This window comes from Nonomuraea lactucae, assembly GCF_003313395.1.
Lineage (GTDB): Bacteria > Actinomycetota > Actinomycetes > Streptosporangiales > Streptosporangiaceae > Nonomuraea > Nonomuraea lactucae.
In genome coordinates, this window is the sequence record NZ_QNFZ01000018.1 from 1 (window position 1) to 21,936 (window position 21,936).

General features: G+C 70.7%; 17 protein-coding genes and 2 pseudogenes. 5 read left to right on the top strand and 14 right to left on the bottom strand.

Features of this window, described 5'->3' with window-relative positions:
* Window positions 1–930 (top strand): annotated as a pseudogene (locus tag DQW85_RS01040) (hypothetical protein); the annotation flags it as partial.
* A gap of 184 nt (window positions 931–1,114) precedes the next feature.
* Window positions 1,115–2,479, top strand: a complete 1,365-nt coding sequence (locus DQW85_RS01045) for an NYN domain-containing protein (protein WP_113698606.1) — start codon at window positions 1,115–1,117, stop codon at window positions 2,477–2,479.
* Between the two features lie 4 nt (window positions 2,480–2,483).
* On the opposite strand, the gene DQW85_RS01050 is transcribed toward DQW85_RS01045, so the two are convergent.
* The 4 genes and pseudogenes from DQW85_RS01050 to DQW85_RS48495 form a co-directional block, all read right to left on the bottom strand.
* Complete coding sequence (locus DQW85_RS01050) at window positions 2,484–3,605, bottom strand: VLRF1 family aeRF1-type release factor (protein ID WP_240196843.1); 1,122 nt, start codon at window positions 3,603–3,605, stop codon at window positions 2,484–2,486.
* Between the two features lie 97 nt (window positions 3,606–3,702).
* Complete coding sequence (locus DQW85_RS01055) at window positions 3,703–4,332, bottom strand: response regulator (protein ID WP_113698608.1); 630 nt, start codon at window positions 4,330–4,332, stop codon at window positions 3,703–3,705.
* A 3-nt stretch (window positions 4,333–4,335) separates the two neighbouring features.
* A pseudogene (locus tag DQW85_RS48490) lies at window positions 4,336–7,128 on the bottom strand (ATP-binding protein); the annotation flags it as partial.
* Complete coding sequence (locus DQW85_RS48495; protein WP_476703589.1) at window positions 7,062–8,639, bottom strand: HAMP domain-containing protein; 1,578 nt, start codon at window positions 8,637–8,639, stop codon at window positions 7,062–7,064. The gene DQW85_RS48495 and the pseudogene DQW85_RS48490, both read right to left, overlap by 67 nt.
* Before the next feature lie 120 nt (window positions 8,640–8,759).
* On the opposite strand from DQW85_RS48495, the gene DQW85_RS01070 reads away from it, so the two are divergent.
* Window positions 8,760–10,304 carry a PP2C family protein-serine/threonine phosphatase gene (locus DQW85_RS01070; protein WP_240196841.1) on the top strand — a complete coding sequence of 515 codons (1,545 nt, stop codon included), beginning with the start codon at window positions 8,760–8,762 and terminating at the stop codon, window positions 10,302–10,304.
* A 32-nt stretch (window positions 10,305–10,336) separates the two neighbouring features.
* Here the strand turns inward: DQW85_RS01070 and DQW85_RS01075 are convergent, their stop codons facing one another.
* From DQW85_RS01075 to rho, 3 genes are all read right to left on the bottom strand, one after another.
* On the bottom strand, window positions 10,337–12,097 hold the full coding sequence (locus DQW85_RS01075) for a S9 family peptidase (RefSeq protein ID WP_113698609.1): 1,761 nt from the start codon (window positions 12,095–12,097) through the stop codon (window positions 10,337–10,339).
* 142 nt (window positions 12,098–12,239) lie between these two features.
* A complete protein-coding gene (locus tag DQW85_RS01080; RefSeq protein ID WP_113698610.1) occupies window positions 12,240–13,265 on the bottom strand; it encodes a putative RNA methyltransferase in 1,026 nt (341 codons plus the stop codon).
* A gap of 57 nt (window positions 13,266–13,322) precedes the next feature.
* On the bottom strand, window positions 13,323–14,423 hold the full coding sequence (rho, locus tag DQW85_RS01085; RefSeq protein WP_113698611.1) for a transcription termination factor Rho: 1,101 nt from the start codon (window positions 14,421–14,423) through the stop codon (window positions 13,323–13,325).
* Window positions 14,424–14,816: 393 nt separating this feature from the next.
* On the opposite strand from rho, the gene DQW85_RS45500 reads away from it, so the two are divergent.
* Window positions 14,817–14,960: a hypothetical protein gene (locus tag DQW85_RS45500; RefSeq protein WP_205314776.1), complete on the top strand. Its 144-nt coding sequence runs from the start codon at window positions 14,817–14,819 to the stop codon at window positions 14,958–14,960.
* 27 nt (window positions 14,961–14,987) lie between these two features.
* On the opposite strand, the gene DQW85_RS01090 is transcribed toward DQW85_RS45500, so the two are convergent.
* The 5 genes from DQW85_RS01090 to DQW85_RS01110 form a co-directional block, all read right to left on the bottom strand.
* Entirely contained in the window at window positions 14,988–16,892 is a 1,905-nt protein-coding gene (locus DQW85_RS01090) for a sensor histidine kinase (protein ID WP_113698612.1), read from the bottom strand.
* Window positions 16,893–17,035: 143 nt separating this feature from the next.
* Complete coding sequence (locus DQW85_RS01095; protein WP_113698613.1) at window positions 17,036–17,482, bottom strand: hypothetical protein; 447 nt, start codon at window positions 17,480–17,482, stop codon at window positions 17,036–17,038.
* 88 nt (window positions 17,483–17,570) lie between these two features.
* Window positions 17,571–18,524: a ketopantoate reductase family protein gene (locus DQW85_RS01100; protein WP_113698614.1), complete on the bottom strand. Its 954-nt coding sequence runs from the start codon at window positions 18,522–18,524 to the stop codon at window positions 17,571–17,573.
* 53 nt (window positions 18,525–18,577) lie between these two features.
* A complete protein-coding gene (locus DQW85_RS01105; protein ID WP_113698615.1) occupies window positions 18,578–19,303 on the bottom strand; it encodes a glycosyltransferase family 2 protein in 726 nt (241 codons plus the stop codon).
* Window positions 19,304–19,524: 221 nt separating this feature from the next.
* Window positions 19,525–19,914 carry an SHOCT domain-containing protein gene (locus DQW85_RS01110; protein ID WP_113698616.1) on the bottom strand — a complete coding sequence of 130 codons (390 nt, stop codon included), beginning with the start codon at window positions 19,912–19,914 and terminating at the stop codon, window positions 19,525–19,527.
* 189 nt (window positions 19,915–20,103) lie between these two features.
* Here DQW85_RS01110 and DQW85_RS01115 point away from each other — a divergent pair, with 189 nt between their 5' ends.
* Window positions 20,104–20,733, top strand: a complete 630-nt coding sequence (locus DQW85_RS01115) for a GAP family protein (protein WP_113698617.1) — start codon at window positions 20,104–20,106, stop codon at window positions 20,731–20,733.
* Between the two features lie 35 nt (window positions 20,734–20,768).
* Here the strand turns inward: DQW85_RS01115 and DQW85_RS01120 are convergent, their stop codons facing one another.
* Window positions 20,769–21,197: a DUF7144 family membrane protein gene (locus DQW85_RS01120; RefSeq protein WP_205314777.1), complete on the bottom strand. Its 429-nt coding sequence runs from the start codon at window positions 21,195–21,197 to the stop codon at window positions 20,769–20,771.
* A gap of 122 nt (window positions 21,198–21,319) precedes the next feature.
* A partial coding sequence (locus DQW85_RS01125; RefSeq protein WP_240196842.1) for a helix-turn-helix domain-containing protein occupies window positions 21,320–21,936 on the bottom strand: 617 nt, incomplete at its 5' end.

Genomic DNA, 21,936 nt, shown 5'->3' on the forward strand with positions numbered 1-21,936 from the left:
CGTCCTGGCGGCGCGCCGGCGAGGTTCGCGGCCGACGGCCGGGTGACCGTCACGGCCGCCGGGAACTCCCTGCTGACCTGTCCCGCCGAGCGCGACGGCTGCGCGGAGGCCGGTGGGCGCGGGGGCGGCATGCGCGACAACGACCTGTGGCCCATGGTCCCGCTCGACGGCGACGCGGTGGCCGCCACGGCCGCCTCCAGCGGCGCCGGGCTGCGCCTGCCCCGGGGCGGCCAGGTCGTGTGGGCGGGACTCTACTGGTCGGCCGCCACCCGCACGCCGGGACCGATCAAGATCAAGCCGCCGGGGCGGCGGGGCTACATGGTGGTCCGCCCCGATGAGGTCATGGCCAGGGAGCTGCCTTCGGGGGCCGGCTACCAGGCCTTCGCCGACGTGACCGGGCTCGTCGGCAACGCCAGGAAGGAGGGAGAGTGGTGGGCGGCGGATCCGCCGCTGCAGCCGGGGGTGTCGCGGCACGCGGGGTGGAGCCTGGTGGTCATCGCGACCGACCCCGCGCTGCCGTACAGCCAGGCCGCCGTGCTCGACACAGCCACGGTGGCGGGCGGAGCGGAGGGCACCCTCCGGCTCCCCCTGGGCGGCCTGGCCCCGGCGCGGACGACCGCCGCCGGGAGTCCTGCCGGCGCCGCCGAGCGCCTGCCGGCCCGCGTGGAGCTGGTGACGTGGGAGGGGGACGCGGAGCTCGACGGCGACAGCGTCTCGGCGGGGGGCGGACCGCTCGTCCCGGCGGGAGGCGACCGTGATCCCGCCAACGCGTTCGACGGCTCCTCCAACGGCGCGCGGGGGCTGACGTTCGGGGTGGACGTCGACACGTTCCGCGCCGAGCTGGGCGACGACCCGGTGCTGACGATCTCCAGCGAGAGGGACGTGGTCCTGTCCGGCGTCGCCGCGGTCAGCGTGCGTGCGCGCCCGTGACCACAAACAGGACAAACTGGTACGGTCTCCCTGCATCTTCTGGCGCATGGCCAGGCGGGGGGCGAATCGTCGGGATTAACCCCGCGCGATCACCTGCTTTCACTACCCTGAGAAAGGGCCGCCGAGTCCGGCTCTGACGGTGCAGAGCCAGTGAGGTCGGACCACCAGGAAAGGGGCGGTTTCAGTGGATCGCTGCGCGCTGTTCGTGGACGCTGGCTATCTGCTGGCCGACGGCGCGATGGCCGTGCATGGGACCCGTCATCGCGAAGCGGTCTCCTGGGACTACCCAGGGTTGCTGCAGCTGATGACCAACCTGTCACGCGAGCGCACCGGGCTGCCGCTGCTGCGGTGCTACTGGTACGAGGCGACGGTCGAAGGCCGCCACACGCCGGAGCACGACGCGCTCGCCGACCTCCCGGGTCTCAAGCTTCGCCTGTCCCGCATCCGGCCCGGCGGCCGGGAGGGCGTCGACGCCCAGGTCCATCGCGACCTGATGACGCTCGCCCGCAACACCGCCATCTGCGACGCGGTCCTGGTCAGTGGCGACGAGGACCTCACCCAGGTGGTCTGCGACGCGCAGGACCTCGGCATCCGGGTGACCATCGTGCACATCGCGACCGACGGGGGCTGGGCCGTCTCGCGCACGTTAAGACAGGAGGGCGACGACCTCATCGAGTTGGGCGGCGTCCACCTGAGGCCCTACGTCAGCCTGATCACCGGCATCAGCGAGGCGTCGTCGAACGGCCACCACCAGCCGCTCAGCAACGGCCACGCCGCGCACGCCGCCACGCACGCGCTGCCCGCCCCGCCCGCGACGCCTCCGTCCCCCTCCCTGCCGACCTCCCTGCCCAGCTCGCAGCCGCCGTCGCTGCCGACGCCCCCGCAGAGCAGCGGCAGCCACGCGGCCCCGCCGCGCTCCTCCGCACACGGCCAGTCCAACTCGCTCGGCCAGTCCAACTCGCACGGTCAATCGGCCACGCCCGGCCAATCGAGCGCGTACGGCCAATCGAGCGCGTACGGCCAGCCGACGCCCGCGGCCCCGTCGAACGACGGCACACCGTCGTCCGGTCGCGGTCAGGGGTCCACGCCGTCCTCACTGCCCACCTACTACCACCAGGAGCCCACGCAGCCGGCCTCCCAGTCCCCGGCGACCGGGCCGATCCAGCAGCAGCCCCAGTCGCCGACCACCGGGCAGTTCGCCTCGCCGCCGTCCAACGGCACCTACCAGCCTTCGCAGCTCGGCGCCTACACCGGTCCGCAGCCCGCGCCCCTCGTGCCGGCGTCCGCCTCCACGGGCGGGGCCACCACGCTGGCCGACGCGGTCAAGGCCGCCCACCGCGAGGGGCACGACTTCGGCGAGTCGGTCGCCCGCGACGCCCCCGCCCTCTGGCTGGAGGCCGTGCTCGCGCGCAAGCCGCGCATGCCGTCCGATCTGGAGGCCAGGCTGCTGCAGGGCTCGTCGCTGCCCATCGACTTCCTGCTGCACGACGAGGTCCGCCACGCCCTGCGCCGCGGCTTCTGGGACGCCCTGGAACGGGCCAGGCACTAGCCGGCTACCAGCGCAGGAGCGCGCCCACGCCGTCGTGCTCGGCCAGCCCGGCCGCCGCGTCGGCGTGGACGATCATCACCTCCGCCCCGCTCTCCAGCGCCCGTTCGATCATCCGCTCGCCGAGATCCGGCTCCGCCACGACCTCGACGCCGTGCGGCGCCCGGCCAGCGGGATACAGGAAGCCGTCGGGGCCGCGGCCACCGCGCCAGCGCCCGTTCTCGTCGAGCAGCAGGCAGTCGACGCGGCCCTCGTTCAGCAGGGCGAGCGACGGGCCGATGCCGAGCGAGCCGCGCCCGCCCGAGAGCGCCAGGTCCCTGACGCGCCCGATCAGCTCGGCGTCCCGGCGCACGCGCACCGCCGCCAGCTCGGGGGCGATGTGGCCGACCACCCCCGCGGCCGACCGCGCTTCGATGGCCTTGTCGATCTGGACGGGCTCCAGCGGATGGAGCGCCTCGGCCAGCGGCCCGGTGAGCCTCGGGTCGCCGATCAGGAGGACGTCGGTCCAGCGCAGCGCGCCGATCCGGTTGCTGATCTCCGGCGCGACCGCGTGCAGGTAGCGTCTGCGGCTTTCCTCCGCCCGGCGCAGGGACCTCTCCTGTTCCTCGGACGATTGCCGGGGCCGGTCGTCGGTGTCGAGGTCGAAGGCGGACCGGTAGACGTCGTCGGCCAGGCCGTACCTGTAGTCGATCAGTCGCACGCCCTCCCGCCGGACCACGACGACGCCGGCCGGGGCGCTGGTCGCCATCGCGGTGAGCAGCGGGCGCACGTACGGCGTCGGCTCCAGCGCCGCGCCGGTGCCGACGGGCACCTGCAGCGAGGTCCGGCGGATCTCACCCGTGCACACCGGCGCGAACAGTGCGCGCCCCAGCCCGGGCGCGGCCGGATCGACCAGCTCGGCCACCTCCGGCTCCAGCGCGTCCAGGTGCTCCAGTACGGTGGCGCGCCGGATCCGGTCCGGCCAGGCGGTCACCTGTTCCCGTACGTCCCGCAACGCATGGCGCAACCGGATCTCCCACGGCGGCCTGCCCTCCGCCTCGGCGCGCGGCTTGACGGTCACGTACAGCGAGACGACGCCCATCTCGTCCTTCATCGCGACGAGCTCGCGCAGGAACGAAAGATCGTGCACCAACTCGGTTCTCCTCTGCTTAGGACCTCTAAACGACTGTAGAGAACCGAAAAACGCACAAATCATGCCATTGGGGGATGTTGTCCCCGGTTTTACATCAGGAGAGCGCGTCGAACCCGGACCGCAGGCTCGCCACCCGATCGGCCAGATCGGCCAGCGGGATCGCCAGCGCCGGATCCTGCGACTTGCGGGCCAGCTCTCTCACCCGTTCGAGCTCCTCCTCCACCGCGGTGAGCCGCCTCGACAGCTCCGGCAGCACCGCGGCCTGATCGCCCGCGCCGGGCGGCAGCTCGGCGGAGACCCGATCGCGCAGCATCGACGCCTGCTCGGCCAGTCGCTTGTTCATGTTGTAGAGCTCGGTGAACACCGACACCTTCGCCCGCAGCACCCACGGGTCGAACGGCTTGGTGAGGTAGTCGACGGCCCCGGCCGCGTAGCCGCGGAAGGCGTAGTCGGGGGCGCTGTCGACCACGGTCAGGAAGATGATCGGAATGTTGCGGGTGCGTTCGCGGCGCTTGATGTGGGCGGCCGTCTCGAACCCGTCCATGCCGGGCATCCGGACGTCGAGCAGGATGAGCGCGAACTCGGTGTTGAGCAGGGCCTTGAGCGCCTCCTCACCGGACCTGGCGCGCACCGGCACCAGGTCGAGCGAGCTCAGGATGGCCTCAAGGGCGATCAGGTTCTCCTCGCGGTCATCGACCAGGAGAATCTTGGCTCGATCCGTCATCGATCACGATCCTTCGGCTGAGTCCGTGGTGGACACCCGCCCACGGCTGAGCCAACCGCGCAGTCGTTCGAGCAGACGGTCCACATCGACCGGCTTGGGCACGTAGTCGGACGCGCCCGAGGCGATGCTCTTCTCACGATCGCCCCGCATGACCTTAGCGGTCAATGCGATGATCGGCAGATCCGCGAACTGCGGCATGCGGCGGATGGCCGAGGTCGTGGCCCAGCCGTCCATCTCCGGCATCATGATGTCCATCAGCACCAGCGCGACGTCCTCGTTGCGCTCCAGCTGCTCGATCCCCTCCCGGCCGTTCTCGGCGTAGACGACCGTCGCACCGTGCCGCTCCAGCACGCTGGTCAGCGCGAACACGTTGCGGATGTCGTCGTCCACGATGAGGATCTTCGCGGCGCCGAGCGGGTCGTCGCCCTGCCACTGGCCGGCCTCGGCCGGCGACTCGGCCAGCTCGGGCAGCGGCAGGTCCAGCGGCATCGGCGGCTCGGGCACGATCGGCTCCACCACCGGCGTGGCCATGAGCTGCCCGCGGGCGCCCCCGTCGCCGGCCGCCAGCGGCCCGGTGTAGGTGGCCGGCAGGTAGAGGGTGAACGTGCTGCCCACACCCGGCTCGCTCTCGACGTGGATCTCGCCGCCGAGCAGCCTGGCGATGTCGCGGCAGATGGCCAGGCCCAGGCCGGTGCCGCCGTACTTGCGGCTGGTGGTGCCGTCGGCCTGCCTGAACGCCTCGAAGATGAGCTCCCGCTTGTCGGGAGCGATGCCGATGCCGGTGTCGATGACCTGGAACGCGAGCAGGTCGCGGGCGTCGTGCAGCGTCTCGTCACCGAACACCACGCCCGGAGGCGCCGGAGCGACGCGCAGCTTGACCTCGCCCTTGTGCGTGAACTTCACCGCGTTGGACAGCAGGTTGCGCAGCACCTGCTGCAGGCGCTGCTCGTCGGCGCGCAGCTCCTGCGGCACGTCGCCGGCGACGTCCACGGTGAACGCCAGCCCCTTGTCGGCCGCCAGCGGCGCGAACGCCGCCTCCAGCAGGTCGACGATCTTCGGCAGCGACACCCGGATCGGGTGGATGTCCATCCGGCCCGCCTCGACCTTGGACAGGTCGAGCATGTCGTTAATGAGCTGGAGCAGCGCCGAGCCCGCGCCGTGGATCGTGCGGGCGAACTCGACCTGCTGCGAGGTCAGGTTGCCTTCGGCGTTCTCGGTCAGCAGCTTGGCCAGCACCAGCAGGCTGTTGAGTGGCGTGCGCAGCTCGTGGGACATGTTGGCCAGGAACTCGGACTTGTAGCGCGAGGAGACCGCGAGCTGCTCGGCCCGCTCCTCCAGCGTGCGGCGGGCCTGCTCGATCTGGAAGTTCTGGATCTCGATCGCGCGGTTCTGCTTGGCGAGCAGCGCCGCCTTGTCCTCTAGCTCGGCGTTGGACCTGCGCAGCTCCTCCTGCTGGCGCTGCAGCTCGTCGGAGCGCTCCTGCAGCTCGCGGGTGAGCCGCTGCGACTCGGTCAGCAGGTCCTCGGTGCGGGAGTTGGCGATGATGGTGTTCATCGTGACGCCGATGGTCTCGACGAGCTGGGTCAGGAAGTCGAGGTGCACCTCGCCGAACGGCGTGAACGAGGCCAGCTCCAGCACGCCCAGCACCCGGCTCTCGAACAGGATCGGCAGCACCACGATCTGCGCCGGCGTCGAGGAGCTGAGCCCGCTGTCGATGGTGATGAACCCCGGCGGCACGTCGTCGAGCACGATGTGCCTGCCCTCGGCCGCCGCCTGGCCGACGATGCCCTCGCCGACCGCGAAGCGCTGGCGCGGGCCCCGGTCGGGCCGCACGCCGTAGCCGCCGATCAGCAGCAGCTCGTGGTCGCCCTCGGGATCGACGCTGTAGAAGGCGCCGTAGCGGGCCGAGACCAGCGGCGTCAGCTCGCTCATCGTCAGCTTGGCCACCTCGAACAGGTCGCGGTGGCCCTGCATGAGGCGGGAGATGCGGGCCAGGTTGGACTTGAGCCAGTCCTGCTCCTGGTTGGCCTGGGTCGTCTCCCGCAGGTTGGCCACCATGGAGTTGATGTTGTCCTTGAGCTCGGCCAGCTCGCCCTGCGCCTCGACGGCGATCGAGCGGGTCAGGTCGCCCCGGGCCACGGCGCTGGTCACGGTCGCGATGGCGCGCACCTGGATGGTCAGGTTGCCCGCCAGCTCGTTCACGCTCTCGGTGAGGCGCTTCCAGGTGCCCTCGACGCCCTCCACCCGCGCCTGGCCGCCGAGCTGGCCCTCCGAGCCGACCTCGCGCGCCACCCGGGTCACCTCGGAGGCGAACGACGAGAGCTGGTCGACCATCCGGTTGATGGTGGTCTTCAGCGCCAGGATCTCGCCCTGGGCGTCCACGTCGATCTTGCGGGTGAGGTCGCCGTTGGCGACCGCCGTGGTCACCTCGGCGATGTTGCGCACCTGGTAGGTCAGGTTGTTGGCCATGAAGTTGACGTTGTCGGTGAGGTCCTTCCAGACGCCCGACACGCCCTGCACCCGCGCCTGGCCGCCGAGCTGCCCCTGAGTGCCCACCTCGCGGGCCACCCGGGTGACCTCGTCGGCGAACGACGAGAGCTGGTCGACCATGGTGTTGAGGGTGTCCTTGAGCTGGAGGATCTCGCCCTGCGCGTCGACGGTGATCTTCTTCGACAGGTTGCCCTGGGCCACGGCCGAGGAAACGGCGGCGATCTGGCGCACCTGGGAGGTCAGGTTGTTGGCCATCGAGTTGACGTTGTCGGTGAGGTCCTTCCAGACGCCCGACACCCCGCGCACCTGCGCCTGGCCGCCGAGCTGGCCCTCGGTGCCCACCTGGCCGAGGAAACGGCGGCGATCTGGCGCACCTGGGAGGTCAGGTTGTTGGCCATCGAGTTGACGTTGTCGGTGAGGTCCTTCCAGACGCCCGACACCCCGCGCACCTGCGCCTGGCCGCCGAGCTGGCCCTCGGTGCCCACCTCGCGGGCCACCCGGGTCACCTCGGAGGCGAACGACGAGAGCTGGTCGACCATCGTGTTCATCGTCGACTTGAGTTCGAGGATCTCGCCCTGCGCGTCCACGTCGATCTTGCGGGTGAGGTCGCCGTTGGCCACGGCCGTGGTCACCTGGGCGATGTTGCGCACCTGGTAGGTCAGGTTGTTGGCCATCGAGTTGACGTTGTCGGTGAGGTCCTTCCAGACCCCGGACACGCCCGTGACCTCCGCCTGGCCGCCGAGCTGGCCCTCTGTGCCCACCTCGCGGGCGACCCGGGTGACCTCTTCGGCGAAGGACGAGAGCTGGTCGACCATGGTGTTGAGGGTGTCCTTGAGCTGGAGGATCTCGCCCTGCGCGTCGACGGTGATCTTCTTCGACAGGTTGCCCTGGGCCACCGCCGTCGCCACCGTGGCGATGCTGCGCACCTGGGAGGTCAGGTTGTTGGCCATGAAGTTGACGTTGTCGGTGAGGTCCTTCCAGACCCCGGACACGCCCGTGACCTCCGCCTGGCCGCCGAGCTGGCCCTCTGTGCCCACCTCGCGGGCGACCCGGGTGACCTCTTCCGCGAACCCGGAGAGCTGGTCGACCATCGTGTTGACGGTGTTCTTCAGCTCGAACATCTCGCCGACGGCGTCGACGGTCACCTTGCGGCTCAGGTCGCCCTTGGCCACCGCCGTGGTCACCACGGCGATGTCGCGCACCTGCGCGGCCACCCGCGACGACATCGTGTTGACCGCCTCGGTGAGGTCGCGCCAGCTCCCCGACATGCCCCGCACGTTGGCGCTGCCGCCCAGCCTGCCCTCGGTGCCCGCCTCGCGGGCCACCCTGGTCACCTCGGAGTTGAACAGGGCGAGCTGCTCCACCATGCCGTTGATGGCCTTGCCCAGGCGGCGCACCTCGCCGCGCGCCGACCGGTCGAGGTCGATGCGCCGCGAAAGGTCTCCCTTGGCCACCGCGTCGATCACGTCCGCGGCGCCGCTCACCGGGGTCACCAGGGCGTCGATCAGCATGTTGACCGATTCGACGCTCTCCGCCCAGGCGCCGACCCCTGGCCCCGGCGTCAGCCGCTCGCCGAACCGGCCCTCCCTCACGACCTCCTTGCGCACCCTCACAAGCTCGTTGGCGAGGTGCTCGCGACGGTCGGCCACCTCGTTGAGGAGCAACCGCACCTCGCTGAGGATTCCGGGCGGGGCGTGCGGGACGCGCCGCCGGAAGTCGCCGTCGCGCCAGGAGAACAACGTCTCGAGGATCGGGACGAGGTCCTTCTCGCTGTAGATCTTCTCCTCGGAGCCAGGGGCGGTCTTGGCCGTCGTCATAGGGCCTCCTTCACTCCCGGGGTGCGGCGGTGAGTGGTTCAAGTCTGTCACGTTCTGTAGCTCACAGTCCTGCCCTTGGATTTACCCCATGTCAGCGCGAAGTGTGGTAGGCACGGTGGGATGACTGCTTCTCCCCATGCCGTGCTCGCGGCGGCGTTCGCACCCGGCGAGAGCGCCGTGCCCGCCGCGATGAGGTTCACGCGCGAGGTGATGACCGCGTGGGCCGCCGGCGGCATGGTGCACGTCGCCGAGCAGGTGGCGGCCGACCTGACGGAGCAGGTCGTCGACGAGCCGTTCGAGGTCGTCTGGAAACATCTCGGCAACGCCATACAGGTGGAGTTGAGGCAACGGAACATTGCGCAGGGCGATCCGAAGGCTCCCTCTGTGGTGGTCGAGGAGTGGGGCGTCACCTTTTCCGGCGACTCCCGTGTCCATTGGGCAAGACTCACGCTACCCGGCTCCGTGGAGGAAGTCGCGTCCGAATGGCTCGCCGAGACGTCGAGGGGCCCCCACTGGCTGGGGTTCCTCGCCGACGCGAGCGACCTGCTGGCCGGCACGCTCAACCCCGACATGGTGCCCGCCATCATCGCCCAGATCGTGGTGCCCAGGCTCTGCCCCTGGTGCGCCGTCTACACCTCCGACGGTGGTTCGGGCCCGCTGCGGCTGGTCTACCTGTGGCACGCCGACGAGGCCCGCATCGACGGGCTGCGCCACGAGCTGGCCGAGCTGGACGTGAGCGCGGCCGACGCGCCGGTCACCTCCGCCGTCACCGTCGGCGACCACCAGGTGCTCGCCGTCCCGCTGACCGCACGCGGGCGCGGCCTCGGCATGATGTGCCTGGGCCGGCCTGACAGCTTCCCCGACGAGGTCATCCAGCTCGCCGAGGACATCGGCAGGCGTGCCGCGCTGGCCATGGACAACGCCCGCCTCTACGCGCAGCAGGCCGCCGCCAACCGAGCGCTGCAGCGCAGCCTCCTGCCGCCCAACGAGCCCGAGGTGCCCGGCCTCGACTACGGCGTCGTCTACGAGGCCGCCGGCGAGGCCAACGAGGTGGGCGGCGACTTCTACGACCTGTTCAAGGCGGGCGACGACTCGTGGCGGTTCGCGATCGGCGACGTGTGCGGCACCGGTCCCGAGGCCGCCGCCGTGACCGGCCTGGCCCGCCACACGCTGCGCCTGCTCGCCCGCGAGGGCTACGGCGTGGCCGCCGTGCTGGGCCGGCTCAACCAGGCCATCCTGGAGGAGGGGGAGCGGGCCAGGTTCCTCACGTTGCTGCACGGCGACATCACGCCGGTGGAGACGGGCCTGGAGGTGCGCCTGGTGTCCGCCGGCCATCCCGAGGCGCTGCGCCTCAGGCCCACCGGCGAGGTCGAGGCGGTCACCACCCCGCAGTCGCTGCTCGGCGTCTTCCCCGAGGTGGTCTTCGAGGCGGACACGGTCCACCTCGACCACGGCGACGTGCTGCTCGCGGTTACCGACGGGGTGACCGAGCGGCGCAACGGCGGCCGGCTGCTCGACGACGACTGCGGCCTGGCCGGGCTGCTCGCCGAGTGCGCTGGCCTGTCGGCCAGGGCGGTCGCCGAACGCATCCGCCGGGGCGTGGCCGACTTCGCCGCCGAGCCCAGCGCCGACGACATGGCCATCGTGGTCCTGCGCGCCCGCTGACCGGGCTCCCCGGGCCACGTCCCCGCGGCTCGTCAACCCACGTGCTTGCGGGCGAACTCCAGCTGCAGGCTCATCTGGGCTATCCGCTCGGCCACCACCAGCGAGCCCCGCACGGCGTCGTAGGTGTAGATCTCGTGCCGGCGCCCGTGCTCGGCGAGCCTGGCCACGTACTTCTCGATCTGGCGCAGCGGGCAGCGGGTGTCGTTCTCGCCCGCCAGGATCAGCACCGGGCTCTCCACCTGCTCGACGTAAGTGATGGGGGAGCTGGCCGCGTAGCGCTCGGGCTGCTCGTCCGGTGAGCCGCCGAGCAGTGCCCGGTGGTAGGCGCGCAGGCTCTCGGCCTCGTCCTCGTACGAGGTCTGGTGGCAGGCGATCGGCACGGCCGCGATGCCGGCCGCCCACAGCCCCGGCTGGGTCCCGAGCCCGAGCAGCGTGAGGTAGCCGCCCCAGGCGGTGCCCGACAGCACGATCCTGGCCGGGTCGGCGATGCCCTGCTCGACCACCCACTCGCGCACGGCGGCGACGTCCTGGAGCTCGATGTGCCCGACCTCCCCGTGGAGCGCGTCGCGCCAGGCCGATCCGTAGCCCGTCGAGCCCCGGTAGTTGACCCGCACCACGGCGAACCCGGCGTCCACCCAGGCCGCGACCTCCGGCGAGAAGGTGTCGCGGTCGTGCGCCGTCGGCCCGCCGTGCAGCATGAACACGGTGGGGTACGGTGCGCTGCCGTGCTCAGGCCGGGAGACCAGCGCGTGGATCCGCCCGCCTGGACCGCCGACGTCGAGGTCCTCGACGGGCACGCTCGGCGGCGCGGCCGGGCCGCTCGGGTTCACCACCACCTGGCCGTTGCTCGACCGGATGACGGGCGGCCGGGAGGCGCTCGACCAGGAATACTCCACGTGACCGCCGGGGCGTGGCGCCGCGTCGTCGATCACGCCGTGCGGGGTGTCGATCAGGGTCAGCCCGCCGCCCGCGAGGTCGTAGCGGTGCAGGTAGCTGCGGGCGCGGTTGTCGCGCAGGATGAGCAGGCCGCGGCCGTCGTCGTACCACTCGGCGGCGAGGTCGCCCGAGTCGCGCAGCCAGATCTCGCGCTGCTCGCCGGTGACCGGGTCCCAGACGAGCGGCTCCTGGCGCTGGCGGCGCTCGTGCAGGGCGAGCAGCCGCCGGTCTCCCAGCACCGGGGCGAACCGGAGCCCGATCACGCCCCGGTCGTCGCCGTCGTAGAGCTCGCCGACCGTCTGGCCGGACTGACGGACCACGCGCAGGGCCGGGTGCCGGAAGTCGCCGTACTCGCCGTGGTTGATGGCGATGAGCTGACCGTCCAGGGACATGTCGGCCACCCAGGCCGCCTCGGCGTCCTCGTAGAGCAGGCGCGACGGGTCGCCGTGTCGTACCAGGTGGATCCTGAAGGCGCCCTCGCTGGCGAGGCTGATCGCGACCAGCCCGGTCGAGGACAGGGCGATCCCGCCCGGCTGGCCGGGCGGCAGATCGGGGGCGACTAACTGGTCGGGGCCGCCCATGAACGGCTGGCGCCACCACACGCCGAACTCGTCGCCCTCGGTGTCGCCGAACCAGTAGATCCACTGGCCGGTGGGGTCGATGGCGGTGTGGGCGGTGCCTTTGGGCCGGACGGTGACCTGGCGGGTGGTGCCGGTGGCGCGGTCCCAGGCGTAGACCTGCCAGGTGCCCGTTGCGTTGGAGCGGTAGACCGAGCGGTTGGGGGCTCTGCGCGCCCAGACCGGTAGCGTCATGCGCGAGGCTCGGAACCTGGCCTGCCAGCGTTCCTCGGCCTTCATCCGGCGCGCCCCCTCCCTTGGTCGCCCCGCCTCCCGCCGCGGGTTGCCGTCCAGTATTGCGTCTGTATCGCGGAAATACTCTGGGAATGTGGGGGAATTTCGGACTAAATGCCCCATCAGTAACACCAGTCCCACATGCCAGTCAAGCAACCGCTCTTGTGCGGGGCTCCGCCTCGAAGATAGACAGGTGAAACGCAGCCCGCGTTACTACTTTTTCCCGATTTTCCGCTCTACGAGAGATATATGAGGAGATTCGTTCATCGAGTTCTGCGGGGTCGGTATGCCACGCGCTCGGCCCCATCCGCACCACCTCGGCGACGTCGCCGCGCGACAGCTCCATGTCGAACTCGACGGTGCGCCGCTCAGTCTCGGCGAACCCCTCCATGCTCCGCGCCACGCGCCGGTCCTTGTCCTCGTCCACGGAGAGCAGGCCAAGCTCGCGCACCAGCGGGCTCAGATGGGCCTCGGCGGGTGTGACGACGACCACCGCGCCGCCGGGACGCAGGACCCGCCTGAACTCGGGCCCGTTCCTGGGCGCGAACACGTCCATCACCACGTCGGCCACCCCGCTGCGGAGAGGCAGCGGCCGCCACACGTCAGCCACGAACGCTCCCACCCTCGGATGCGCCCGCGCCGCCCGCCGAACGGCGTGCTTGGACACATCGAACGCCACTCCGATGCCACGGTCCACCGCTTCGAGCACGGTCGCCAGGTAGTGGCCGGTGCCCGCTCCGGCGTCCACGATCACTGGTCGCGCCGCGAGGTCGGCATCCTGCCCTGCCGGCTCCGCGTCGTGACCGGACCAGGGACCACCGTACGCCCTCCCGGCCCCGCCGTCCGGCCGCTCGGAGAACCTTTCCCCACGAATCACGTTCGCCCGGGTGCGGTGGCCTCCTCGAACGCGCGCCGCCACAAGCTCCGCCACAAGCTCCGCCACCGTGTCGGCGAGCGGCGCGAAATGCCCGGCCCCCAGGAAACCGGCCCGCGCGGCCACCATGTCCGCGCTGTCGGCGGTCCCCGGCACCTGTGATCCCATGAGCAGGCTCACATATCCCTGCTTGGCCACGTCGAAGGCATGCCCCTGCCCGCACCGCACGGCCCCACGCGCCAGGCTCATCGATTCACGGCAGACGGGACAGGCCAGATATTCGATGATGTCGGCGAGCATGTCCCCATTCTTCCAAGCACCTCACTTGCCCCCTTCACCGTCCCGCCCGGCGGGGGGTCACCCCGCGGCGCGCAGGAAGGCGGCGTTGGTCGGGGTCTCGCGGAGCTTGCCGATGAGGAGTTCGAGCCCCTGGTGCCGCTCCAGCGCGCCCATCATGCGGCGCAGCCGCCACACCACCTGCCGTTCGCCGTCGGGCAGCAGGATCTCCTCACGACGCGTCCCGGAGGCCTCCAGGTCCACGGCAGGGTACAGGCGGCGCTCCGCGAGCTCTCGTACCAGGTGGAGCTCCATGTTCCCGGTGCCTTTGAACTCCTCGTACAGGCTGGTGTCCATGCGCGAGCCCGTGTCCACGAGGGCGGTGGCGAGGATGGTGAGCGAACCGCCGCCGAGCACGTTGCGCGCGGCGCCGAAGAAGCGCTTGGGCGGGTAGAGGGCGCCGGCGTCGAGGCCGCCGGTGAGCACCCGGCCGCCTCCCGGCGCCAGGTTGTTGTAGGCGCGGCCGAGCCGCGTCAGCGAGTCGAGCAGGAGCACGACGTCCTCGCCGTTCTCCACGAGGCGCTTGGCCCGCTCGACGGCCAGCTCCGCGATGGCGGTGTGGTCGCGGTCTGGATTGTCGAACGTCGAGGAGAAGACCTCGCCCCTGACGGCGGAGCGCAGCTCGGTGACCTCCTCGGGGCGTTCGCCGACGAGGAGCACCATGAGGCGCACCTCGGGGTGGTTGCGGGTGATCCCGGCGGCCAGGGCCTGCAGGACCATGGTCTTGCCGGCCTTGGGCGGTGCGACGATGAGCCCGCGCTGGCCCTTGCCGATGGGCGCGAACAGGTCGATGACCCGGTTGCTGAGCGACTCCGTCTCCATGTGGAGGCGCTCGGCCGGGTGCACGGGCGTCAGGTCGGCGAAGTGCGGCCTGTCGCGCCAGTTGGTGCGGCCGTTCACCGTCTCGACGTTCACCAGCTTGCCGCCCGCGACGGCGGCGACGACGTGGTCGCCGTGACGCAGGCCGAGCTGCCTGGCCCTGTCAGGTGGCACGCGGACGTCACCAGGGCCTGGAAGGTGCTCCGCGCGGATGAAGGCGCCCTTGTCCCGCAGGTCGAGCAGGCCGCTGACCTGCCGTACCGGGGGGTGGGCGCGTTGCTGGGGGATGGATTGCACAGACATGATTGGGCCCCTCTCGAAGGGCACGCCGGAACGGAGCCCGGCTGGGGGTGAGAGAGCGGCCGGCCCACGACACGGGGCGGGCCACTGAGGAAAGAGATCGGCGGAGCTGTAGCTCGACGCCGTCGGCAACGTATCACACGTTCCGAACCATGCAACACCTAGCCCTCATGGGCTATTCCCGGGCGGTTCTGGGCTCTCGGGCAGCGGAGTGAACTGCGCTGCCGTAACAATGTTCTCCTCGAAACGCCGTGGAGACACCGTCGAATCGCATACGGCCGGTGTGAAGAACGGCATGGAACGCCCATCAACGCAGCGGCATCGTGTCAAGCGTGATGCAGGGCTCCTGCAATGCGATGAGGCTTTCATAGAGGCACGTACCACTAGGGGGATCCCATGAAGACCAGCACCCACTGCCCGCGCTGCCACCACGAGCTCGACGAGGGCCCGATCGTGTACCGGTGCTCCCACTGCCGCCGCGCCGTCTACGCCGCCGACCTCGAGAACGAGTACGTTCCCCGCACGCCCGTGGCCGCCTAGTCCGCAGGAGCCTCCGTCCGGCAGGAGCTAGCGTCCGGCCAGGGCGGGCTGGTCCGCGAGGAGCGACGCGGGCAGCGACACGCTCGCGGTCAGCCCTCCGTACGGCGAGGGGCCGAGAGTGACCTTGATGCCGTGCCTGGCCGCCAGCCTGCCCACCACGAACAGCCCGAGCCGCTCGCTCTGCGCGAGGTCGAACTCCGGCATCTTCGCCAGCCGCGCGTTGAGCTCGTCCAGCTCGGCCCGCCCCAGCCCGAGGCCGCGGTCCTCCACCTCGACCGTGATGCCGTGAGGGGTGGTCGTGGTCCGCAGGTCCACTCTGGTCTTCGGCGGCGAGAACAGCGTGGCGTTCTCCACCAGCTCGGCCATCAGGTGGGCGACGTCGGTGACGGCACCGCCCACCACCGCGACCGACGGGGGCCGGAGCACCTCCACCCGCTGATACTCCTCGACCTCGGCGACGGCGGCGCGCAGCACGTCGTGGATCGGCACCGGATTGCGCCACCCGCGCCCCGGAGCCTGGTCCGACAGGATGATGAGGCTCTCGGCGTGCCGGCGCATGCGGGTCGTGAGGTGGTCGAGCTTGAACAGGTCCTCGAGGATCTCGGGCTCCTGCGTCTTGCGCTCCATGCTGTCGAGCTGCAGCAGCTGGCGGTGGAGCAGCGACTGGTTGCGCCTGGCCAGGTTGAGGAAGACCTGGCCGACGCCGTGCCGCAGCCGGGCCTGACCCAGCGCGGCCTCCACGGCCGTGGACTGGACGCTGTTGAAGGCCGCGACGATGTCACGCACCTCCGAGGTGTCCGCCTTCACCTCCAGCGGCGCCACCTCCTCGGGTGACGGCGCCTGCGCACCGCCGGTGCGCAACCGCTTGACCAGCCCCGCCAGCCGGATCTCGGCCAGCTCGGTGGCGGCGTCGCGCAGGCCGGCGAGTTCCTCGCCCAGGCGGCGGCGGAAGCGCAGCGACAGCAGAATGGAGGCGAGCACCGCGAGCAGCCCCACGCCGCCGGCGACGCCGATCTTGGTCAGGATGCCGTTCGCGGCAGGGGTGACCCGCCGCACGACGCCCTGCACGGCGGCGAACTGGTTGCGCTCGACCATGGCCCACACGTTCGCCGCGTCGGTGGGCCAGGTGGCCGCCGTGGCGGGCAGCCCGTTCAGGACGGCCTGCCCCCTGATGGCGTCCTCCGCCGCGACGAACTCCTTGTACGCGGGCGAGTCCATCAGCCGCTCGTACGGCGCGCGCAGCTCGGGATCGAGATGGGACATGGCCTGTGTGTAGAGGAGCCGCCTGGTGGCCACCATTCCGGTGAACGCCTCACGCTCGGCCCCGGTGACCCTGCCCCTGGCCAGCACCACGGTGATCACCGCGCGCTCCCTGGACAGGATGTCCTTGGCCTCGCCGAGCATGGTCACCGCCCGCGCCTGCCGGTAGAGCGAGGTGTCGGGCACCAGGATCATCGCGTCGCGCATGCGGAACGTGGCGTCCACCATCTGGCTGTAGCCGTCGATCACCTCGAACGGTGCTGGGCTGGGGCCGTCGACCGTGTGGCGGATCTCGGGGAGCCGGTCGAGCTTGTCATACAGGGCGGCGAGCTGTGCGGCCATCTGAGGTGAGACGTCACGCTGCTCGCCGGCGAGTTTCCGGAACTCGGCCACGATCCTGTCGGTCTGCGCCCGCTGGGTGGTGAGCCGCTCGCGGCCCTGCCCGCTCGTCAGGAACTCCACCGAGGCGAGCCGCTCGTTCTGGAGCTGGACGTTGATCTGCTCGGCGGGGTTGGACAGGTTGGTCACCAGTTCGTTGATCTGGAGGAGCCGCAGGCCGTCACCCCCGGTCAGGCCCGCGGCGAACGCCCACAGGCCCACGAGCGAGGTCAGCGGGACGAGCAGCAGCACGAGGAGCTTGAGTGCGATGGGACGGCCACGTGTGGGGGGCATGCGACCTCCGGAGGCAAGATGAGATCGCCTCGCAGAGTACACCCCTCCGGGCGGGCTTCCGCGATCCGGCGTGAGGGCGGCCGGATGGCCGCCCTCACCGCCAGGTCACCACGGCCTCACGGGGTCACGCCCGTGGCGGACGGCTAGGACCTGGTGTCGTCAGAGCCGCGGGCGACGAGCCGGTCACCGGTGGCCTGCTGGGGGACGGGGGGACGCCGGTGCTCGGCGGTGCGCTCGCGCTCCGCCGCTTGCCGGCGCTCGACCGCCTGCTGGCGTTCGGCGGCCTGCTCCCGCTCAAGGCGGCGCTGCAGGTCGCGCTTCTCGTCCTCCAGCTTGGCCACCTTGTCGGTGGCCTCGGCCCTGGCGCTGAGCGCCTGGCGGCGCCGCCTGGCCGACCTGCGCGAGCCCGCGCCGATCAGTAGGAGCCCGGCCATCAGCACCGCCGCCGTGACGGCGCCCGCCGCGAACATCTCGACGTGGTCAGGCTGGAACGTGTAACCGAACAGGATGTACCTGGCGCTTTCCTCGGTGGCGACGAGGACGACGGCACCACCGGCGAGCAGGACCAGGATCAGTCCTAAGAAGATCATCAACTCACCCCTTGTCGTCTCAGAGCGAGCCTTCCTCTGCCCACGGACGCGCGCTGTATGCGGCGACAGTGCCGATCCGGTAGGGGTTTCAGGCCGCGTCGATGAGCGCCGTCAGCCGCTCCACCGGCATCGCCCCGGGTGGGAGCTTCTCGCGGGCGGCCCGGTCGGCCTCGCGCTGCAGCACCTCGTTCACCGGGGTGGGGATGCCGTACTCGCGCCCGAGCAGGACGATCTCGCCGTTGAGGTAGTCGGCCTCGATCGAGCCGCTCGACTTGGCCAGGCTCTGCCACGAGGAGCCGCCCCCGCGTGAGACGCCGTCGATCGGCAGGATGTCGACCCGGCGGCCGCGGCTCTCCCGTTCCTCCTGCGGGGTCGAGTAGGGGATGCCCGCCTCCTCCAGCACGGCCGTGCCCTCGGCCCGGGCGCGCTCCCGCAGCGTCTCGATGCCCTGGGTCCGTTCGCAGAGCGCCTCGATCGCGTTGCCCAGGTTGCTGAGGAGCTTGCCGTACTTCCAGCGCATCACGTCGGGCGAGGCCAGCGCGACGAACCCGCTCTTGGTCAGGTCCGTGACGATCTGCTGGGCGAGATCGTCCACACCTTGTGGATAACGTCCGAGGTGGAACATCCCGGAGTGCGGATGGCCGTACGCGGCGACCGTGCCGGGCTCCAGGTGCAGAGCGGGCAGCCATACGCACATGCCGTACACGCGCTCGAACCTGCGCATCGTGGTCCGCTCGTTGTCGACGCCGTTCTGCGCGCAGACGACGGGCAGGTGGCGGGGCCAGGGTTCGAGGGCCGCGATCGTGTCCTGCGACTTGGTGGCCAGGACGAGCACGTCGTCGTCGCGGGTGGGGACGGGGCCGTTCGCGGCGGGGATGGGGAGGATTTCGGTGGTGTGGGGGGTGATCAGGCGCAGGCCGCCGGTCTTCAGCGCCTCGTGGTGGGCGCCGCGGGCGACCAGCAGCACCTCGTGTCCGCCCTGGAAGAGGCGGGCGCCGATGGTGCCGCCGACCGCTCCCGCTCCGATCACGATGTAACGCATGAAGCCGAGGATGTCATCCTCGGCTTCACAGATGCCAGGGCGGGGTGGCGCCCCTACTTCGCGAGCGCCACCTGGGCCTGAGGGGTGGCGGCTCCACGGACCCGCTCGCGGAAGATGGTCTTGAGCACCCGCCAGCCGTCGCGCGCCGCGTTCAGGTTGCTCTCGCCGTGGATGCGGGTGCGCTCGTGGCTGGGGACCTCGGCGATGACCAGCCCCGCCTGGGCGGCGCGGACGTTCATGAGCGTCTCGATCTCGAAACCGTCGCAGTCGAGCGCCAGAGCGTCGAGGTGGCGCGCCCAGAAGGCGTTGTAGCCGTAGCACAGGTCGGTGTAGCTGGTGCCGTACAGCAGGTTGGTCAGGCCGGTCAGCGCCCGGTTGCCGAGGGAGCGCAGCAGGCTGATGTCGTCGGAGCCGCCGCCGGGGGCGTATCTCGAACCCTTGGCGAAGTCGGCGCCCCGGAGCAGCGTGGTGACGAAGGAGAAGATCTCCCGCCCGTCGGTGGAGCCGTCCGCGTCGATCATGACGATGATGTCGCCGCTGGCGGCGGCGAAGCCCTCGATCAGCGCGTTGCCCTTGCCGCGGCCGGTCTGCGCGACGACGCGGAGGTCGGGGCGCAGCCTGCGGGCGACGGCGACGGTGTCGTCGCTGGAGTTGCCGTCGACGAGGACGACCTCGTCGATCCAGTCGGGCAGCGTGGCGAAGACGTGCGGCAGGTTGTCGGCTTCGTTCATCGCGGGGACGACGACAGTGACGCTGGCGGCGAACGGCTCCTTGTTCATGCTCAGAGGGTGCGCCCAGGCGCCTGCAAGCCGCTTGACTCCGCCTTGCAGAGATCATGGTTATCTATGCCCCATCAGGGCGTGTTAACCATAATGTGACCTGGTCGCAGGCTGGTGCGGCAGGCCGGACGGGTGGCGCGCCTTCCGGTCAAAGTACCTTGACTTGCTGTGATGAATGTGCGTTTCTAACGCGGGCGGCGCGGATCCCGGGCCTGGCCGGCTCAGCCGGAGAGCACCCTGGCCTTGGCCTGCTCGTACTCCTGGTCGGTGAGATGGCCGTGCTCCTTGAGGTCGGCGAGCCTCGCGAGCTCGTCCGCCTGGCTGGCGACCCGCATGCGCTCGGCCGCGGCGGGTCCGTAGTAGCGGGCCTCGTACCCGCGGGCCCAGGAGACCTCCCGCTGGCCCATGCCCCGGCCGCGGGCGATGAGGTAGATGAAGACGCCGAGGAGCGGCAGGAGGATGACGACGATCGACCAGCCGGCCTTGGCCCATCCGTTCAGCGAGTCATCGCGGAAGATGTCGGCGAAGACGCGGAAGAGGAGCATGAACCAGAGAACCCAGAGGAAGAACCACAGCATGGTCACGAGCACGTTGAGCAGCGGATACTCCATGGTCGGTCTCCTATCGTGTTCTGCGCCGATCGCGGTTCGGGCAGGACACCAGGATTCGGCGTACCACCGGGTGGGGGATCACCCGTAGCGGGCGAGTTACCTTCGCGTCGGCCGGTCGTACCGTGATCCGGGCCGTCCGGCGCGGATCACGAGGGGCGAGGTCGCGACGATCGAGCCGGAGGAGGAGCCGTGGAACTCCAGGTACTCCCGCTGGCCATCACCATGATGGTCGGCCCGCAGATCGTGTCCGCGATCATCCTGGTGACCACCGAGCGGGCCGTGCGGGTGTCGCTGGCGTTCCTCGCCGGGGTCGGCGTCGCCACGACGGTGGGAGTCGCCATCACCCGCACGATCTTCGGGCTGCTCGGCGCCCAGGTCTCGCTGCGCAGCCATGCCGACAGCGGAACGGTCGGCCAGATCATCCAGCTCGGCCTGGTCGCCCTGCTGATCCTCGCCGCGCTGAAGAACTACGTGAGGCGCGAGACGATCGAGCCGCCGGCGTGGCTCACCGCGCTGATGGGGGCGACCCCCTGGAAGGCGTTCACGACCGGAACACTGGTGATCCTGCTCATGCCCTCCGACATCATCGTCATGCTGACGGTCGGCGCCAAGCTGGAACAGGCCGAGGAAGGACTGATCGCGGCGGTGCCGTTCATCCTGACCACCCTGCTGATCGCCGCGCTGCCGCTGCTGGCCCTGCTCGTGTTTCACCGGCGAGCCGTGCGGGCGATGCCTAAGGTGCGGGAGTGGGCGAACACCCACGGCTGGGTGATCAACATCGCCACCTGCCTGGTCTTCGTCGCGCTCATCCTGTCCTGACCCGGGCCGCGGCCCGGGTCAGGACAGGAGGCCGGTTAGGTCGCGGCGGCGCGCTTCGAGTACATGGTCAGGGCCGCGATCACCACGACGTCCAGGGTGATGATCAGCAGGGACCAGACCGGGTAGTACGGCAGGAACATGAAGTTCGCGATGCCGCTCAGCGCCGCGAGGATGACGCCGATCGTGCGCGCCCAGACCTGCCCGGAGAACACGGCGAACCCGGCCAGCACCATCACGACCCCGATGATGGCGTGGATCCAGCCCCATGCCGTCATGTCCCACTTGAACAGGTAGTCGCCACGGAGCACGTACACGTCGTCCCTGAAGATGGCGGAGACGCCGACGATCACGCCGAACACTCCGATCAGCACCATCAGGCAACCGGCGAAGGAGGCGAATCCCTTCACCCAGCCGCTCACCGGCTGGCCGGCCATCGCCGGCCCGGAGCCCATTGCCTCAGTCATCTCAGCACTCCCCGTCATTGGATCGGGTCGATACGTCGGTAACTACGTCGGTAACATCGTCCGCTCCGGAGACGGAGTCCATATCACCCGCAGCGGATGAAATGCCCCCGACTTCCGATGTGTCAGTCCCTCAGCAGCGAGAGGCGGCGGGCCCGCCGCACGGCCTCACCCCTCCGTGTCACGCCCAGCTTCCGGTAGATGCTCTTCAGGTGCGTCTTGATGGTGTTGACCGACAGGCACAGCTCGTCGGCGATCTCATCGGTGGTCATCATCCCGGCCAGCCGGCGCAGCACGTCCAGCTCCCGCGTGCTCAGCTTCTCGACCGCGGCGGTCTCCATCTCCGCGGCTCGGGCCGGGCGGCCGCTGCCCAGGCGCAGCGGCCCGAGGAGCCGCTCGTACGGCCGCGCCAGCTCGGGGTCCTGCCGCAGCACCGGCTGCAGCCACACCCTGCACAGCGCGAACGGGAGCCGGATCTGCTCGCGGTCGGCGACGCGGAGCGCCCGGTCGAGGGAACGGCGGCCCTTCGAGGAGTCCTCCTCCTCGTACGACAGGTACGCGTCGAGCAGCCAACCGTCGACGGACACGTCGGGCGGCACGCTGGCCGACATCGCCAGGGCGAGGCGTACCAGGTGCGCGACAGGCTCCCCGCGGGCCAGCCGCGCGCGTGCCAGGGCCAGGGCCGAGGCAGGAGTGCCGGCCCCGCCCGCCTGTTCGGCCGCGACCAGGGCCGCGTCCACCG